Source organism: Cognatundibacterium aquatile, assembly GCF_014699135.1.
Classification (GTDB): Bacteria; Pseudomonadota; Gammaproteobacteria; order Burkholderiales; family Burkholderiaceae_D; genus Undibacterium; species Undibacterium aquatile.
The window spans coordinates 61,098-78,600 of record NZ_JACOFT010000006.1 but is presented as its reverse complement, the minus strand read 5'-3'; the positions used below and the strand labels follow the sequence as shown (position 1 = coordinate 78,600).

General features: G+C 50.2%; 18 protein-coding genes. 6 read left to right on the top strand and 12 right to left on the bottom strand.

Translation table 11 applies throughout. The annotated features are described in order from the left end of the window. Positions 1–75: 75 nt before the first annotated feature. Complete coding sequence (locus H8K26_RS15345; RefSeq protein ID WP_186885811.1) at positions 76–1,101, bottom strand: NADP-dependent oxidoreductase; 1,026 nt, start codon at positions 1,099–1,101, stop codon at positions 76–78. Positions 1,102–1,403: 302 nt separating this feature from the next. Between H8K26_RS15345 and purU the strand changes: the two genes are divergently transcribed. Then, positions 1,404–2,279, top strand: a complete 876-nt coding sequence (gene purU / locus H8K26_RS15340; RefSeq protein WP_390367052.1) for a formyltetrahydrofolate deformylase — start codon at positions 1,404–1,406, stop codon at positions 2,277–2,279. Next, positions 2,279–2,821, top strand: a complete 543-nt coding sequence (locus H8K26_RS15335; RefSeq protein ID WP_190480736.1) for a YaeQ family protein — start codon at positions 2,279–2,281, stop codon at positions 2,819–2,821. Before purU ends, H8K26_RS15335 begins: the two co-directional genes overlap by 1 nt. Before the next feature lie 96 nt (positions 2,822–2,917). Here the strand turns inward: H8K26_RS15335 and cysK are convergent, their stop codons facing one another. The 4 genes from cysK to yjgA form a co-directional block, all read right to left on the bottom strand. Then, positions 2,918–3,892, bottom strand: a complete 975-nt coding sequence (gene cysK / locus H8K26_RS15330) for a cysteine synthase A (RefSeq protein ID WP_190480735.1) — start codon at positions 3,890–3,892, stop codon at positions 2,918–2,920. A gap of 410 nt (positions 3,893–4,302) precedes the next feature. Next, the gene (locus H8K26_RS15325; protein ID WP_190480899.1) at positions 4,303–4,974 is read right to left on the bottom strand and encodes an alpha/beta hydrolase; all 672 of its coding nucleotides are present in this window, start codon (positions 4,972–4,974) and stop codon (positions 4,303–4,305) included. A 246-nt stretch (positions 4,975–5,220) separates the two neighbouring features. Then, a complete protein-coding gene (mog, locus tag H8K26_RS15320) occupies positions 5,221–5,847 on the bottom strand; it encodes a molybdopterin adenylyltransferase (RefSeq protein ID WP_190480734.1) in 627 nt (208 codons plus the stop codon). Next, on the bottom strand, positions 5,831–6,436 hold the full coding sequence (gene yjgA, locus H8K26_RS15315; RefSeq protein WP_190480733.1) for a ribosome biogenesis factor YjgA: 606 nt from the start codon (positions 6,434–6,436) through the stop codon (positions 5,831–5,833). The genes mog and yjgA overlap by 17 nt, the downstream gene beginning before the upstream one ends. A gap of 81 nt (positions 6,437–6,517) precedes the next feature. Between yjgA and pmbA the strand changes: the two genes are divergently transcribed. Both pmbA and H8K26_RS15305 read left to right on the top strand, forming a co-directional pair. Beyond that, a complete protein-coding gene (gene pmbA / locus H8K26_RS15310) occupies positions 6,518–7,870 on the top strand; it encodes a metalloprotease PmbA (protein ID WP_190480730.1) in 1,353 nt (450 codons plus the stop codon). Between the two features lie 81 nt (positions 7,871–7,951). Next, positions 7,952–8,905, top strand: coding sequence for a hypothetical protein (locus H8K26_RS15305; protein WP_190480729.1), 954 nt, complete (start codon positions 7,952–7,954; stop codon positions 8,903–8,905). A gap of 96 nt (positions 8,906–9,001) precedes the next feature. Here the strand turns inward: H8K26_RS15305 and H8K26_RS15300 are convergent, their stop codons facing one another. The 6 genes from H8K26_RS15300 to argH all read right to left on the bottom strand — a co-directional run bounded on the left by H8K26_RS15300 (position 9,002) and on the right by argH (position 15,333). Continuing rightward, positions 9,002–9,715, bottom strand: coding sequence for an ABC transporter ATP-binding protein (locus tag H8K26_RS15300; protein WP_190480727.1), 714 nt, complete (start codon positions 9,713–9,715; stop codon positions 9,002–9,004). Continuing rightward, complete coding sequence (locus H8K26_RS15295) at positions 9,712–10,473, bottom strand: ABC transporter ATP-binding protein (protein WP_190480725.1); 762 nt, start codon at positions 10,471–10,473, stop codon at positions 9,712–9,714. Before H8K26_RS15295 ends, H8K26_RS15300 begins: the two co-directional genes overlap by 4 nt. Further along, complete coding sequence (locus H8K26_RS15290; RefSeq protein WP_190480723.1) at positions 10,474–11,352, bottom strand: branched-chain amino acid ABC transporter permease; 879 nt, start codon at positions 11,350–11,352, stop codon at positions 10,474–10,476. A 4-nt stretch (positions 11,353–11,356) separates the two neighbouring features. Further along, positions 11,357–12,238 (bottom strand): branched-chain amino acid ABC transporter permease, encoded by an 882-nt coding sequence (locus H8K26_RS15285; RefSeq protein ID WP_186885821.1) that lies wholly within the window; start codon positions 12,236–12,238, stop codon positions 11,357–11,359. Between the two features lie 234 nt (positions 12,239–12,472). Continuing rightward, positions 12,473–13,600, bottom strand: a complete 1,128-nt coding sequence (locus H8K26_RS15280; RefSeq protein ID WP_223827068.1) for an ABC transporter substrate-binding protein — start codon at positions 13,598–13,600, stop codon at positions 12,473–12,475. A gap of 338 nt (positions 13,601–13,938) precedes the next feature. Then, positions 13,939–15,333, bottom strand: a complete 1,395-nt coding sequence (gene argH / locus H8K26_RS15275) for an argininosuccinate lyase (RefSeq protein ID WP_190480718.1) — start codon at positions 15,331–15,333, stop codon at positions 13,939–13,941. Positions 15,334–15,422: 89 nt separating this feature from the next. On the opposite strand from argH, the gene H8K26_RS15270 reads away from it, so the two are divergent. Together H8K26_RS15270 and H8K26_RS15265 are read left to right on the top strand one after the other, a co-directional pair. After that, positions 15,423–16,460: a sensor histidine kinase gene (locus tag H8K26_RS15270; RefSeq protein WP_190480716.1), complete on the top strand. Its 1,038-nt coding sequence runs from the start codon at positions 15,423–15,425 to the stop codon at positions 16,458–16,460. After that, positions 16,457–17,254, top strand: a complete 798-nt coding sequence (locus H8K26_RS15265; protein WP_190480715.1) for a LytR/AlgR family response regulator transcription factor — start codon at positions 16,457–16,459, stop codon at positions 17,252–17,254. The genes H8K26_RS15270 and H8K26_RS15265 overlap by 4 nt, the downstream gene beginning before the upstream one ends. Positions 17,255–17,260: 6 nt before the next feature. On the opposite strand, the gene H8K26_RS15260 is transcribed toward H8K26_RS15265, so the two are convergent. After that, positions 17,261–17,488: a hypothetical protein gene (locus tag H8K26_RS15260; protein ID WP_190480713.1), complete on the bottom strand. Its 228-nt coding sequence runs from the start codon at positions 17,486–17,488 to the stop codon at positions 17,261–17,263. Positions 17,489–17,503: the final 15 nt, after the last annotated feature.

The following is a 17,503-nucleotide window of genomic DNA, read 5'->3' as shown; positions in this document are numbered from 1 at the left end:
ATCGTCGGTAAGCAGAATAAAAAAACGGCCTGTGTTTTTCTCAGGCCGTTTTTTTGTGTCAGTTCAGATGAAAAATTACTCGTCTGCGACTTGCAGAATCAGCTTGCCGAAATTTTTTCCATCGAACAGCATCATCAGCGTGTCAGGGAAAGTTTCTATGCCTTTGACGATATCTTCGCGGGTGTGGAATTTACCTTCTGCCATCCACTTGCTCATTTCTGCGACCGCTTCGCCATAACGTGCGGCATAATCAAAAACGACGATACCTTCCATACGCGCACGATTGACCAGCAGCGATAAATAATTGGCTGGCCCCTTAACCGGTGTTGTGTTGTTGTATTGTGAGATTGCACCGCAGATGATGATGCGGGCTTTCATATTGATACGGGTCAGCACGGTATCGAGAATGTCGCCACCAACGTTATCAAAATACACGTCTACGCCATTCGGGCAATGTTCTTTCAGTCCATCACGTACAGAACCGGTTTTGTAATCGATGCAGGCATCAAAGCCGAGTTCATTCACCACGAAATCGCATTTGTCTTTACCGCCAGCGATGCCAACGACGCGGCAGCCTTTTTGTTTGGCAACCTGACCAACCGTTTGACCGACCGCACCCGCCGCACCAGAAACGACAACAGTCTCGCCCGCTTTCGGCTGGCCGACATCGAGCAAGCCAAAATACGCAGTCATGCCAGGCATGCCGAGCGCATTCAGGTATTTCGGTAAAGGTGCGAGTGCTGGATTAATTTTGTAGAAGGCCGCTGTTTTATCGTTCGCCGCGCCAACCCAGTATTGCTGCACGCCGGTGCCGCCGGAAACATAATCGCCGACCGCAAATAAAGGCGATTTCGATGCCACCACCTTGCCGACACCGCCAGCGCGCATGACTTCATCAATCGCGACCGGGCGGATATAGGATTTGCCTTCATTCATCCAGCCGCGCATCGCAGGGTCCAGTGAAATGTAGATCGTTTGGACGACGATTTCACCATCGTTGATCTCTCTGACTTGTTCGGTGGTGAATTTCCAGTCGCTGTGTTTCGGTGTGCCGACCGGACGGGCGGCGAGGCGGTATTGTTGATTGCTGAAGCTGCTCATAGTGTCTCCTGTGTTTTTGGTGATGTCTTACGTTTTACGGATGGTGGCTATCGCTGTTTTTGCGCCAGCCTTAATATACACGAAATAGAACGTACGTGCTTTTTGTTGCCGCTATTTTAAAACGCCGTGAAATTCAGAACCGATTCTCGCTAATCTGGCACCGATGCGCGACGTACCTGCGATGAACGTGCGACAATAGTCAGTTACGGTTTTTAGCTTTGTTTTGCTTTAAAATTGCGGGTTATTCCAAATTAAATTTGCCTCACCCCCGAATGTCATGTGTATTCGGGCGAAAAAATAACATGATGACCATACGACCAGAATATATTCTCACCCTTTCTTGTCCTGATCAACGCGGTATCGTACACAGCGTTTCAGGATTTTTAGCCAATCATGGCTGCAATATCATCGATTCTGCGCAGTTTGGTGATGAACAATCCGCCACGTTTTTTATGCGTGTGCATTTCGCTGTTGAAGATGCGGGCGTCAAAGAGGCAGCATTACGCGAAGAATTTGCGGAACTCGCTCACGGCATGCAAATGAGCTGGAAGCTCAATGACGCGCACCACAAACCCGCCGTGATACTGATGGTTTCAAAAATCGGTCATTGCCTGAATGATTTGCTGTTCCGCTACAAGAGCGGTTTATTGCCGGTGGAAATTAAAGCCATCGTTTCTAATCACACCGATTTTTATCAGCTTGCGGCCAGCTACAATATTCCTTTCCACCATTTGCCACTGGCTGCAGGTGCGTCGGCTGAGGCCAAGCGTGCGCAGGAAGAAAAAGTGTTGGAAATCGTCGCTGCTAATCACGCTGATCTGGTGGTGTTGGCGCGCTATATGCAGATTTTGTCGCCGCAGATGTGTGATGCACTCAAAGGCAAAGCAATCAATATTCATCACTCTTTCCTGCCTAGCTTTAAAGGTGCGAAACCCTATTATCAGGCGCATGAACGCGGCGTGAAACTGATCGGTGCGACTGCGCACTTTGTCACTGGCGATCTGGATGAAGGCCCGATTATTGAGCAGGATGTTGAGCGCGTTGATCATGCGATGGAACCGGAAACACTGACAGCCATTGGTCGTGATGTTGAATGCGTGGTGCTGGCACGTGCCGTGAAATGGTTTGTTGAACACCGCATTTTGCTGAATGGTCACAAGACAGTGGTGTTCAAATAATGGCCTTGAAATCGATTATCTACAAAGCCGATCTGAATATCTCTGATATGGATCGTGGCTATTACGCCGACCACAGTCTGACGATTGCCCGCCATCCATCGGAAACCGATGAACGCATGATGATACGCGTGCTGGCGTTTGCCATTCACGCCGCTGAGCGTCTGGAATTCGGCAAAGGCATTTCCGATACGGAAGAGCCGGATCTGTGGGAAAAAGACTATACCGACGCGATACAACTGTGGGTGGAAGTTGGTCAACCCGATGACCGCCGTTTGTTGAAGGCCTGCGGGCGCTCAGATAAAGTGATCGTCTACAGCTTTGCCAGTGCCAGCGATATCTGGTGGAAGCAGATGAACAGCCGCCTCGATCGCGCAAAAAATCTGAAGGTGATGAATGTGCCGTCAGAACAAAGTCAGGCGCTGGAAAAACTTGCACAACGTTCTATGCAATTGCAATGCACAATACAGGACGGGCAAATCTGGATGTCCGCAGGCGATGCCTCGGTGCAGATCGATCTGGAAATGCTGAAGGATTTTGGTTGATCTGCTTTTATAAGAGTGACGTAAAAACGGCTTGCGGAGAAATCAGAGATGGCTCTGTTTTTCCGCAAGCCGTTTTACATTGATGCGACGACTTTTTTATACAGCAACACCTGCTGCATCAAAGTAACCTTCAAATAACACTGAGCTTAAATAACGCTCACCGGAATCCGGCAAAATCGCGACGATGGTTTTACCTGCATTTTCAGGTAAAAACGCGAGTCGGGTTGCTGCCGCGACCGCTGCGCCGCACGAGATGCCGGCCAGTATGCCTTCTTCTTTGGCGAGTCGCTGCGCGAACAGCACTGCGTCTTCGTTGCTGACTTGTTCCACCTGATCGATCAGCGATAAATCCAGTACATCAGGCACAAAGCCAGCGCCTATACCCTGAATTTTATGCGGCCCCGGTTGCAAAGGCAGGCCTGCGCGTTGCTGCGTCAGTATCGGGCTGGAAGTAGGCTCTACCGCAACGGTATGCAGCGCTTTGCCCTGCGTCTTTTTCAGATAACGGGAGACGCCGGTAATGGTGCCGCCGGTGCCGACGCCAGCGACAAAAATATCGATGTTGCCCTTGGTGTCTTCCCAGATTTCCGGGCCTGTCGTGCGTTCATGTACTGCCGGATTCGCCGGGTTTTTAAACTGCTGCAACAAGACATAACGATCCGGGTCGCTGGCGCGGATTTCTTCGGCTTTGGCGATCGCGCCATTCATGCCTTTAGGCCCTTCGGTCAGTACCAGCTTCGCGCCGAAGGCAGCGAGTAATTTTCGGCGTTCTATGCTCATGGTTTCCGGCATCGTCAATGTCAGCGGTATGCCTTTGGCTGCTGCGACGAAAGCGAGGGCGATACCGGTGTTGCCGCTGGTGGGTTCTATCAGTTCTTTGCCTGCGCCAAGCAATCCGCGTTCTTCGGCGTCCGCGATCATCGCCGCGCCGATACGGCATTTGACGGAGTAGGCGGGATTGCGGCCTTCCACTTTCACCAGCACCGTTGCGCCTGCACCGGCGGTGATGCGGTTGAGGCGAATCAATGGTGTGCGTCCGATGGAATCTGCGTTGTTCAAATAAAGTGCCATGATGGTCTTTCAGAAGTTGGGTGTATGGATACTACGAGTCAGGTGATGCCGCGTGATTGATCTTTATTAAGCGTGCTTCCTTACATTTTTTGCGTATATCGATATGAAAAAAAAAGAGGGTGGACGCTCTTCCTTTTGTCATACTTTTTTGCTGCTCAGGATGTGCGCGTACTATACATCGCAAACAGTGAATGCGGGCATGGTGCGGTCGTTCTGATGCGCTGATCGCCATTGCTGCTGAACTCAGGCAAGCCTCAGTTTTGCGCTTTGATTTTATAAAAAAATGACGAAAAACGGGGAGTATATGCAAAAAACGCCTTATTCTCAGCAGAAAATAAGGACGTTTTAAAATACTGGGGGGAGTATATTTAAGGCATTTTTGCCTCTTGCAACGGGCAACAGGTGCAAATTTACGCTGCCAGCACCTTGTGCAACCACAGCCCGATATCGCGGATTTCTTCGGCGCAGACCGAATGCGGCATCATGTATTCATGCCATTCGACCTGATAACCCAGCTCTTTCAGCAAATCGCGCGATTGCTCTGCGCGTTGAATGTGAATCACAGGATCGGCGCGGCCATGCACCAGAAACACCGGCGTATCCTGATTCGCTGCGTTGCGTTCAGCAGCAACCACATCACGCAATGGCACGTAGCCGGATAAACACAGCAAGCCTGCCAGTTTTTGCGGATAGCGTAAGCCGGTTTGCAAGGTCATCGCACAACCTTGCGAGAAACCCGCGAGGAAAATTTTATTAGCCGGAATGCCGCGTGCCACTTCGCGCGCGATCAGTTTTTCAATTTCCGCTTGCGATGCGCGTAAGCCTTTTTCATCTTCGCGGCGGGCGATGTCGGTGCCCAGAATGTCATACCAGGCGCGCATCACGTAGCCATTGTTGATCGTCACCGGCATCGTTGGCGCGTTCGGGAACACGAAGCGTATGCCGGGTAAGCCGCTCAGATTGAGTTCCTGAACGATGGGAACGAAATCATTGGCATCTGCGCCCAGACCATGCATCCAGATAATGGCGACGCTGGGATTGGTGGCGCTTTCAATTTCTACGGTGTCGAGGTAATTGCTCATGGCTGACGGAGTATTTTTCTTGGTTGAAGGGGAATTGCGGATGTCGGATGATTTCTGTTGTTTCTTAGTTGTGACTGCGGTGACTGCAGTCACCGCGTTCACAGTTACCCCAAAGGCGTTATTGAGCAGGCCGAGCGCAGAAGTGCCGAGCAAAGCAGTAATCCATAATCGTCTTGCTGATGGCGGAAAATCTGCTTTGTTCATCTGTCTGCGTACATTGCTGGCGACCCGATTTAACAGAGGCAATCAGGATTTTTGTCGTAACGCCGATTTAGGGCGGAAGACTTTGCACACGGATTCGTGCGTTTCTATGTAAGGCCCGCCGATCAGGTCGATGCAATAAGGAATCGCTGCAAAAATGCCAGACACAATCTGTTTGCCATCCGCATCTTTCAAACCTTCCAGCGTTTCTTTAATCGACTTCGGTTGCCCCGGCAAATTCAGAATCAATGCGGCGTGATCAGCGGCTTCACGTATCACAGCCACTTGCCGCGACAAGATCGCGGTTGGCACAAATTGCAGGCTGATCTGACGCATCTGCTCGCCGAATCCCGGCATCTCTTTGGTGGCGACCGCCAGCGTGGCTTCCGGCGTCACATCGCGCCGCGCAGGGCCGGTGCCGCCAGTGGTGATCACCAGATCGCAGCGCGCCACATCCACCAACTCAGTCAGCGCTTGTTCGATCGCCTGACGTTCATCGGGAATCAGGCGGGTTTCCATCACCCAATTGCTCGCCATGGCAGTGCTGAACCATTCCTGCAACGCGGGCAAACCCTGATCCTGATAGACACCGGCAGAGGCGCGGTCAGAAATCGAGACCAGGCCTATGCGCAATGCGCGGTCGGCTGTATCCGTATTACTCATTGTCCTCATCCTCTTGATCTTCTGCATCCTCATCATCCAATGCATCATCGCCCGCGGGCGCTTTCTGCAATTGCTTCAGAATCTGGAAAATCTCGCGGTAGGCTTTTGGCGGTTTGTTTTCTGCCTGTTCCTTACGCGCGTTGCGGATCAGGGTGCGCAATTGCTGTACATCGAGATGCGGATGTTCAGACAGTAACTCTGTCAAAGCATTGTCATCTGTCAGCAGTTTGTCGCGGCGGCGTTCCATCGCATGCATCGCGGCGGTTTCTGCTTTCGACGCACCTTTCCAGCTGTCGATGGTTTTCTGGATCAGGGCAACTTCCGCCTCATCCAGCGTACGCATTTTTTTGCCGACAAATTGCATCTGACGACGACGACCTTCATGGTTCGTGATTTGCTGACATGCGAGAATCGCATCGCGCACATCTTCCGGCATAGGAACGCGTTTGACGCGGTCACGCGCCTGTTCGACCAGTTCTTGTCCCAGTTTTTGCAACGCGGTCATTTCGCGTTTGAGCTGAGATTTTGAAGGGCGTTCGTATTCCTCTTCAAATTCGCTCGATTGGTAGCCACATGAGCCCCGGTTTGGATTTGGCATAATTCTGCGCCTTTACTATAAACTTAATGAAACGGCTGATATGATAACCGTTTTAGTTCCGTCTCCAAAGAAACCTCATCTATGAGCAAGCCAGTTTTTACCCATTCCCAAGATCAACTGAAACAAATTGCGCAGGATATGTTGCTTTTTGCTAAGGAAAAAGGCGCTTCCGATGCGGCCGTCGAAATCAGCGAAGGCGAAGGTTTATCGATCAGCGTGCGCAAAGGCAAGGTGGAAACGATAGAGCAGAACCGCGATAAAGGTATTGGTATTACTGTTTATATCGGACAAAAACGCGGCAATGCGAGCACCTCTGATTTTTCCCGTCAGGCGCTGAAAGATACGGTTGATGCAGCGTATAACATCGCCCGTTTTACTGCCGAAGACGATTGCGCCGGCCTGGCGGATGCGGAACTGTTTGAAATGGCACCGCGCGACCTGAAGCTGTGCTATCCGTGGCAGATCAGCGCAGAAGATGCGATCGATATCGCCACGCGCACCGAAGCGGCGGCGTTTGCCGTCGATAAACGGATTACGAATAGTGAAGGTGCCAGCGTCCATGTGCAGCAATCGCATTTCGTTTCTGCGAACTCACGTGGCTTTATCGGTGGTTACCCGCTCTCCCGTCATACGATTGCTGTGGCACCGATTGCAGGTAAGGGCGCCAAGATGCAGCGTGACGATTGGTATTCATCGCAACGCAATCCAAAAAAACTGGCGCAACCCGAAGCCATCGGTCGTTATGCTGCCGAACGCGCGCTGGCGCGTCTGAATGCACGCAAACTGACTACCCGTAAATGCCCGGTTCTGTTTGAAGCACCATTGGCCGCAGGCTTGCTGGGATCGTTTGTGCAGGCGGTTTCCGGCGGTGCCCTGTATCGTAAATCCTCGTTTTTACTCGATTCGCTGGGGACGCAGATTTTTCCTGAACATATTCAGGTGGTCGAAGATCCGCATGTGCCGGGCGCGGTAGGTTCATCGCCATTTGATGATGAAGGTGTCCGCACCCAGCGCCGTGATGTCGTCAGCAATGGCGTGTTGCAAGGCTATTTCCTGTCGACCTATTCGGCGCGCAAGCTGGGGATGCAAACAACCGGCAATGCGGGCGGCTCGCATAATCTGAGTCTGCTGTCATCCAATACAAAAAAGAGTGATCATTTTGCCGCCATGCTCAAAAAAATGGGTACTGGCTTACTGGTGACCGAGCTGATGGGGCAGGGCGTGAATTACGTGACGGGTGACTACTCGCGCGGTGCTTCTGGCTATTGGGTGGAAAATGGTGTGATTCAATATCCGGTCGAAGAGATCACCATCGCTGGCAATATGCGCGACATGTTCACGCAAATCGTCGCGGTTGGTGCGGATACATTAGTACGCGGCACCAAGCAGACTGGCTCGATACTGATCGAGAGCATGACGATTGCAGGTAACTGATCATTTACTGACTGTTCAAATAAAAACGACCATCACAGATGGTCTTTTTTTTATGCTGAATTCCTTATTTCAATACCCACTATGCCCGTTAAAAATTTACTTTCCTTTTTTGCTTTGTTGTTGCTCTCACATGAGGGAATTGCGCAGCAGTCTTTGCAAGGCGTTGAGGTATTGGGAAATAAACTGTTAGCGAGGGAGACCATTCTGAGTGGGTTTCCTCTGCAAACGAATATGCCGTTATCTTCTGATATGTCCTCGTTTAAAGCATGGTGTGATAAGTTGGAGGTCCGGCTTCATGTTCCGTTCGCGCGATGCAGTATAGTCGGTTTTGGCGGAGGTAAGATCTATGCAGTAGTCGACGTTGTTGAAGCGGGGAACGACAGTAAATTAAAAATTCAGGAGAAGATGCCATATCGCGACATTGAACTGAATTCAGACTTATACAAGTTATCAAGGCAACTGACTTCCGTCTGGATAGAAAAACTCAAGAAAAATGTCGGCGTAAATAGTTTTGTCTCGCGCGGTGTTTTTCTTGATTATGACGATCAAGAACTATCGTTGTTGGCTAATCAGTTATTTTTGCTTGCTTCGATGCAAAAACAGACGATATTTGACGTACTACTATATTCAAAGAGCGAGTCGCAGCGCACAGAGGCAGCACATTTGCTGAACTGGTGTGGCGACCCGCAGGCAGCGATGATCAAAGCAATGATCGCTTTCAGAGATGAGAGCTCGTCAGTAAGAAACAATCTTGTTCAATTCATTTCTTTTTATTTTACATATATACCGTCAGCAGACATACACCATCTTATCGGCGACCTTGCATGGCAATTGAACCTGCCTTCTCACACCGACAGGAATAAAGCCTTGGGAGTACTGTTTTTGCTTTTAAAACAGCATCCTGAAATAGCAAAACAGGTGAGGGAACTCGCTGAAGATGAAATCACTTATCTGGCTAAAAATAGCGTGTTGCCCAATGTTGGCGGAGTGGCGAAAAAAATTCTGGAGCAATTAAATAAGGATGCACCGGGATAACGGTGCTTTGCGACTGACTTGTCATCAGATAATCGCAAGCGATTGCCTGCGATTCGGATTTCGGATTGCTGATTACGTTTTGGTTGGCATTCGAGATCAGGCACCAAGATAAGCTTCGATCACTCTGGGGTTGTTCAGCAGATTCTGACCGCTGTCTTGCAATACAATTTCTCCGTTTTCAAGAACGTAACCGCGTTGGGCGATTTTCAGTGCTTGCCTGACGTTTTGTTCCACCAGTAAAATCGTCAGTCCGGTCTGGTTAATCTCTTTCAGCACGCGGAAAATTTCCTGCACCATCAACGGCGCCAGACCCATGGATGGCTCGTCCAGCAGCAGCACTTTGGGTTTCGCCATGAGGGCGCGACCAATTGCCAGCATTTGTTGTTCGCCACCTGATAGGTTGCCTGCCAGTCCGGAAGCGCGGTTTTTCAGCACCGGAAACAGATGAAATACGTAGTCCAGATCCTTGTTGATCTGCGCTTTATCTTTGCGGGTGTATGCGCCGAGATCAAGATTTTCCTGCACCGTTAATGTGGTCAGAATGGCGCGCCCCTCGGCCACTTGCACCACACCTTTTTGCACGATCTGATGCGGCGAGAGTGTGGTCAGATCTTCGCCCTCAAACAGGATTTTTCCTGCATTGGTTTTGATCAAGCCGGAGACCGCCAGTAATGAGGTGCTCTTGCCCGCGCCATTGGCACCGACGAGAGCGGTAATTTCGCCGGCGTTCAGTTCCAGTTGTATGTTTTTGACGGCGCGGATGTGGCCATACGATACGCTGAGGTTCTGGATGCTTAATATAGTGCTCATGCCGCATCTTCCTTACCGAGATAGGCTTCGATGACGTCAGGATTGGCGCGCACTTCATCCGGCGTGCCTTCTGCGATGATTTTGCCGAAATTGAGTACAGCGACGCGATCGCAGAGTTCCATTACAAAGCGCATGTCGTGTTCAATCATAAAAATCGAAAATCCACGTTGGCGGATATTTTTAATTTCTGCCATCAGCTCGGTTTTTTCTGCGGGATTCATACCGGCGACCGGCTCGTCGAGCAGCAATAGTTTGGGCTGCGTCGCGAGTGCCCGCGCGAATTCCAGCTTGCGTTGTTCGCCGTAAGATAAATTGTCGGCCAGCATGTGTGCTTTGTGATCGAGTCTTACCCAGGTCAGCAATTCATGCGCACGTTCACGCGCTTTCGCTTCTGCATTTTTAAACGAAGCAAGATTAAACAACATGCTGCCGACGCTGTAATTCAGGTGCTCATGCATGCCGACGACGACGTTTTCCAGCAAACTCATTTCCTTGAAAATGCGGATATTCTGAAACGTGCGGGCGATGCCGAGCTGCGTAATCTTGTGGGGTTCCACCACACTCAGATCCTGATTGTTGAAACGTATCTCGCCACTGGAGGGGCGCAACAGACCGGTGATCAGATTCACGATGGTGGTTTTACCTGCGCCATTCGGGCCGATCAGGCCGAAAATACTGCCTTCAGGCATGGTGAAGCTGACGTCCTGCAAGACCTGCAAGCCGCCGAAATTTTTACTGATAGCTTGTAACTGCAACATTTAAGCAACCTCTTCAGACTTGCTGGATGTGAATTTGCGGCGCAGCGCGCGGATTTTAGCCGGATCCCAGATGCCTTTAGGCAGGTACAGAATCACGATGATCAGAATCAGGCCATTCGCGGCGAGTCGGTAGTCCTTCAGCGAACGCATCACTTCAGGCAGCAATGTCAGGATGGTGCTGCCAAGCACCGGGCCAATCAGATTACTTGTGCCACCGAAGACAGCCATGGTAAGAATTTCGACGGCATTTTCAAACGCATAATTTCCTGGGCCTATCGTGAAGGTGTAATGTGCGTTCAGACCGCCTGCGACACCGGCGATCACTGCGCCGAGCACAAACGCCAGCAGTTTGTAGCCCGCAACGTTGACACCCATTAAGCGCGCCGCAATTTCATCTTCCTTAATCGCTTCAAATGCACGTCCGGTTTTCGAGCGACGTAATCTCGCCAGTACAAATAAGGTGATGCCTAAAATAACAACGATGTGCCACCACTCTGTTTTAAGTGGAATGCCGTTCAGACCCATAGGGCCACCGGTGATTTCCATATTCAGGACGATGACGCGTACGACTTCGCCAAAACCCAGAGTGGCCATCGCCAGATAAACACCCGACAAACGCAAGGTCGGAATGCCGACGGCGAGAGCGACAAGCGCCGGCGCAACACCCGCTGCAAGCAAGGCGACCGGGAACGCAAGCTCGGTCTGCATGCTGATCATCGACGCGGCATACGCGCCTATACCCATGAACGCTGCGTTGGCAAGCGACAGCAAGCCGCACGACAGGGTCAGATAAATTGAAAGTGCCAGCATCGCGTTGATGCCAATACCAAAAATAACAGTGCTGTAAATAGCCCAGAAACCATCCCACCATTCGAGCATGATCTTATGCCTTTCTTTCTAAAATCTTGCCAAACATGCCGGAAGGACGAACCAATAAGATCACAAACAATAAACCAAATGCCACGGCATCACGGAAGTCACTGGATAAATACGCAACGCTCATGACTTCGGCAAAACCAAGAAATAAACCACCGATGAGTGCACCACGGATATCGCCCATGCCACCCAGAATAATCACTGCAATACCTTTGTGCAGCATGGGTTGTCCCATGAATGGTGAAATCGCGTTGAAAGACAGACCGACCAGCACACCTGCTGCGCCGCCGAGTGCTGCCGCAGCAAAAGATGTGAACAGGAACAGACCCTCAACATTAATGCCGAGCAGATACGCTGCCTTAGGTGATTCTGCAATCGCCCGCAAGGCTCTGCCCAGTTGTGTGCGACGCATAATGATCAGCAGCACAACCATCAGCGCAAATGAAATCAGGACGATGGCCAACTGCACGGCGGTCAGGTGCAGATTACCGACAGTAAAACTTTCTTCCGGTATCGTGCCAAACGGGAAGCGTTTGTTTTCTGCGCCAAAGAAACCCTGTGCCACATTCGTAATCATGATGGCGACGCCGATAGTGGCGATCATCGGAGCCAGATGCGGGGCATTCCGTTTACGCAAAGGTCGAAGTACAAGGAAATCGACGATCACGCCAATCACACCGCAGGTCAGCATCGCGATCAGCATGGCCAGCCACAAGGACATCTGGAATTGGTTGACCAGCAATAAGGCTACATAGCTGCCCAGCATGAATATCGCGCCATGAGCGAGATTGATGACGCCCAGCACGCCAAAGACGAGAGTAAAACCGAGCGCAAACAATGCATACACGCTACCGAGTGAAAGGGCATTGATAAGTTGTTGTTCAAACATGATGATCCAGGCGAAAAACTGTTGCAACTCTTGTCGCTGTTGAGTTGCGTATCAGTTTTGTCAGAAAAGCGTTTTATGGAAATGAGAGAAAGTTCAGATCAAAAAACACAGATGCAAAGCAGGAAAAAGCTGCTGAAAAAGTGAAAACTTATACGAAACAAAAATTCATACCTTAGAAACACAGCAGCGGTTCGCACTATCGGTAGCGGAACCGCTGTGTTTTAAAGAAGAATGTCATTTCAGCAGTATAAACTTACCGCCCTTAGCAATATTCACAATGGCCTCTTGCTGTGCATCGTAACCTGCTTCTTTTCCATCTTTTGCAGCAGCGCGGCGGAAAGCAAATTTGCCGGTAGCACCTTCAAATTTGATCGCAGGCAGGGCATTGCGTAGCGCGACCCGGTCTTTATCGATGCTGCCGGTCAGTTTTACTGTTTTCAATGCTTCGGCAACGATATTGAGCGCGTCAAAAGCCTGTGCCGCAAACTGATCAGGTTCATTGCCGAATTTCGCTTTGTAATCGGCGATGAATTTTTTGTTTGTGGCAGAAGTATTTTCTATCGACCATGGGCTACCCATCAAAGTGTCGTCAGCCGCGTCTTTGGCGATTTCAAACAGCTTAGGTGAGTTGAATCCATTACCACCGATAAATGGCTGTTTCATGCCCAGAGAGCGGGTTTGCAGAATAATATTGGCGGCCTCTTCTGCCAGACAGGAGCAAACAATTGCATCAGGATTCGACGCTTTGATTTTGGTCAGTTGTGCCTTGAAATCAACGTCGCCCTTCGCATAGGTTTCGGTATCGGTGACACTGATTTTCTGATCCGCGAGTGCTGACTTGAAAACATCGTAGCCGCTCTTCGTAAAGGCATCGTCATTGCCATACAACACCGCAACTTTTTTGATATTGAATTTTTTTACTGCCGCACGAGTGGTGACTGGCAAGACGTCGGCTTCCATCACAGAGTTACGGAAAGTGAAAGGGCCCATATTGGTAATACCATCAGCAGTATTGCTGGTGCCAAAAACCACGGTTTTAGTGGCGTTGGCGATAGGGTCAGCGGCAAACGCGGAATTGGATAAAGTCGGGCCGAAAACCAGTAAAACCTTTTCCTGGAAGATCAGTTTTTTGAAAACATTGATCGCTTCTTCTTTCTTACCTTGTTCGTCTTCCACAACCAGAGCGATTTTGTTTCCGTTGACGCCACCTTTTGCGTTGATGCCATCGGCTGCCAGAGTGAACCCGTTTTTAATTGCTACGCCGTATTTCGCTGCCGGGCCAGTCAGTGCTTCGGCAACGCCGACTTTGATATCGGCGGCATTGCCGATGACAGTCCATCCGAGCAAGGCACTTGCAACCATCAGTTTTAGTTGGTGTGACATAAAGGGTTCCTGAAAGAATGTGATGAAAAGGATTTACTGGTCACCGATAGCGTGAAATAGCATGCGTCTCTATTAACTTGCGGCCCAGAATAATCGCCGTAGAATTTTTATTAGATAAATATTTATTTTCGCCAAATATTGTATTGGCTGCGAAGCAGAAGGGCAATATAACATGGTGTTGCGGTGCAATATCCGCTGCTTAAGTAGAATTACTTATAGCATCGGCAGAGCTGGGGTGGAAGCGGGTCTTGAGGTGGGAAGGTGCAGCCCTAATATGGACTTGGGCTGCACCTGATGCTTGTTGTTAATACGAGAGTTTATGCGAGCGACTGGCGTGCACGTGCAATTGCTGCCCGCACCTGATTTGGTGCGGTGCCGCCGATGTGATCGCGAGCAGCGACAGAACCTTCCAGTGTCAGCACCTGGAAAATATCCTGTTCAATCAATGCAGAGTAGCCGCGTAATTCGTCAAGCGACATTTCGCTGAGGTCGCAGCCTTTTTCCACGCAAGTTTTGACGGCGTGTGCAACAGCTTCATGCGCATCACGGAACGGCAAACCTTTTTTCACCAGATAATCGGCGAGATCGGTTGCAGTTGCATAGCCTTGCAAAGCAGCAGCACGCATGGCTTCAGGTTTGACGCTGATGCCAGTCGCCATATCGGCAAAAATGCGCAGTGTATCGACCAGGGTATCGACCGTATCAAAAAGCGGCTCTTTGTCTTCCTGATTGTCTTTGTTGTATGCCAGCGGCTGACCCTTCATCAACGTCAGCAGCGCAATTAGGTGACCATTGACTCGACCTGTCTTGCCACGGGCAAGTTCTGGCACGTCTGGGTTTTTCTTTTGTGGCATGATCGATGAGCCGGTGCAGAAACGATCGGCAATATCGATAAAGCCGACCCGCGGGCTCATCCAGATCACCAGTTCTTCAGACATGCGAGAGATATGTGTCATCACCAGCGCGGCAGCGGCGCAGAACTCAATCGCGAAGTCGCGGTCAGAAACTGCATCCAGGGAGTTGTAGCAAACTTCATCAAAGCCCAGTGTTTTAGCAACGCGTTCGCGGTCGATCGGGAAGGTGGTGCCCGCCAGTGCTGCTGCACCCAGCGGCAGACGATTGACGCGTTTGCGGCAATCCAGCATGCGCTCGGTATCACGTCCGAACATTTCAACGTAAGCGAGAATGTGATGCCCGAAAGTGATCGGTTGTGCGACTTGCATGTGCGTAAAGCCCGGCAAAATCGTCGCTGCATTTTTTTCTGCCAGATCAATCAACGCGCTGCGCAGGGAGCGCAGCAGGGTGACGATATTATCAATCGCAGAGCGCATGTAAAGGCGGATATCGGTCGCGACCTGGTCGTTACGCGAGCGTCCGGTATGCAGTCGTTTCCCTGCGTCACCGACCAGCTCGGTCAGGCGTTTTTCTATGTTCAGATGCACGTCTTCCAGATCCAGTAACCATTCAAATTTGCCCGATTCAATTTCTGACTGAATTTGTGCCATGCCGCGTTGAATATCAGCGTAATCCTGAGCGCTGATAATATTTTGTGCACTCAGCATTTCCGCATGCGCGAGAGAGCCCTGAATGTCCACCGCCGCCATGCGATTATCAAAAAATACCGAAGCGGTGTAGCGCTTGACGAGGTCGGAAACTGGCTCGGAGAAACGGGCAGACCATGCCTCGCTTTTTTTATTGAATTGTGATGTCATAATGGATTGATTGCCGTTTTGGCTGCGGTTAGCGATAAATATTCTCCGATTATAAAACACCGCACCACTTTTCCCCGAGCAAAACCACGATGACGACTGTTTTATCTGTCCCAAAGAATGAACCTGTGATTCCCGATTGCTGCAATATCGGCGTGATTTTCCGCGTGCTGGCGGGTGTCAGTGTGGTTGTTTTGCTGGGATTAGCCTCGCGTGGCGATGGTTGGGCGCTGGTTTTGGAGAATTTCATTGAAGCGTCGATGCTGATAGAAGCGATTTGTCTGCTTTCGCTTTTCCTGTTATGTGCTTGTCGCCGCTATGCCTATTCACATGCCTCCCCAGTCTGGCTACAGCGGCTGGCCTGCGTATTGATTCCCGCTGCTGTCAGTATTTTTCTGCTCGCCTTCTTTGGACAGTTTGAATGGTTTTTGCTTGCTTTCCCACGTCTGAACACGGGTTTTATTCTTATTTTCACTGCTGTTTCAGGATTTTGCCTGCAACAGTATTTTGAGCTGCGTACCCGTGCTTTTTCACCTGCATTAGGTGAGGCGCGCTTGCAGGCGTTACAGGCGCGGATACGACCGCATTTTTTGTTTAACAGTTTGAATACCGCATTGTCGCTGATACGAAAAGACCCGCGTCGGGCTGAATCGGTGATAGAGGACTTATCTGATTTGTTTCGGGTGCTGATGCGCGATACCCGAACCATGACAAGTTTGCATGATGAGTTGCATCTTTGCAGGCAATATCTGGCAATTGAGTCTTTGCGACTTGGGGAGCGTCTGCAGTTAGCCTGGAACACAGAGCAGTTGACGGACGACGATATGCGCCAGATACAAATCCCTGTGTTATTACTGCAACCGATACTGGAAAATGCGGTTCACTACGGTGTCGAGCCATCTTCCGGAGCGGCAACGATTTTCATCGACATTCAGAGAGGATTGGATAAAATCGAAATCCGTGTGCGGAATTCTGTACATCAGGACGCCAGATTATCTTCCGGAAATCAAATGGCGCTCGACAATATCCGGCAGCGCTTAAAATTATTGTATGACGTTGAGGCACAATTAAGTATCAGAAAATCAGATGATAGTTTTGAAGTGATATTACATTTCCCGGCACAAAGATGAGTATTCCCACCATTTTTATTGTTGATGACGAAGCTCCTGCGAGGGAGCGGTTGACAACTTTATTGTCTGATATACAGGCCGAATGCCCGCATCAGCTTGTCGGTGAAGCATCCGATGCAAAGTCTGCCCTTGAAAAGATTGCAGAATTGCGACCGGATATTATTTTGCTGGATGTGCAGATGCCGGAAATGAGTGGGATGGAAATGGCGCAGTATTTGCGCGATCACGCAGTCGTTTCCGGAGTGCCGGCGATTATTTTTATCACGGCCTATGATGAGTTTGCGTTCCCTGCTTTTGGTGTGCAAGCAGCAGATTATCTCCTTAAGCCGGTGAGGGCGAATCGTCTGGCTGATGCAGTTACCCGGGTAGCGAATCGCCTTCCGATGGCAATGTCTGTGAACGCGACCATTCAGCAAGTACCTGCGCATGTTTGCCGCGAGAATTTTTCTGTTCCTGAGCGTGGACGTATTTTGCTGGTTCCGGTTCGTGATGTTTTATTTTTGAAGGCGGAGCAGAAATACGTGACTTTATATACGTCGCAAAAGGAATTTTTGCTGGAGGAATCCCTGACTTCATTAGAAACAGAGCTGAAAGATAAATTTGTACGCATCCACAGAAATGCATTGGTTGCGAAAGCGGCGATTGCAGGTGTCGAGCGAGCGACTCACATTGTCGATATGGATGGCGAGAACGAGAAAGTAAGTGAAAATTGGCAGGTGATCGTCGCTGGTTCTGTTGAACGCCTGCCTATTTCAAGACGCCAATGGCCGTTGATCAAGGCATTGGTTCGTTGAGTGTCTTCAGCGCCAGATAGGAAGACCCGTCAGATCGGTATTCTCATCATTAACCCAAGCTGGCAGTCCACTGATATCTGTCGGGCCCAGCGCCGCAAGCAAATCAAGTTGTTCCTGCCGGATGTTTTTTCCTTGTCGGGGTTTGGTATTTCCCTTTCTGACCTCCGGAGCCTCAAACGCAGGTTCACCGAATCCGGGTAATTCCATTGTCGCGTTATCTTTATAATCTTTCATCGGACTTCGTCTGAA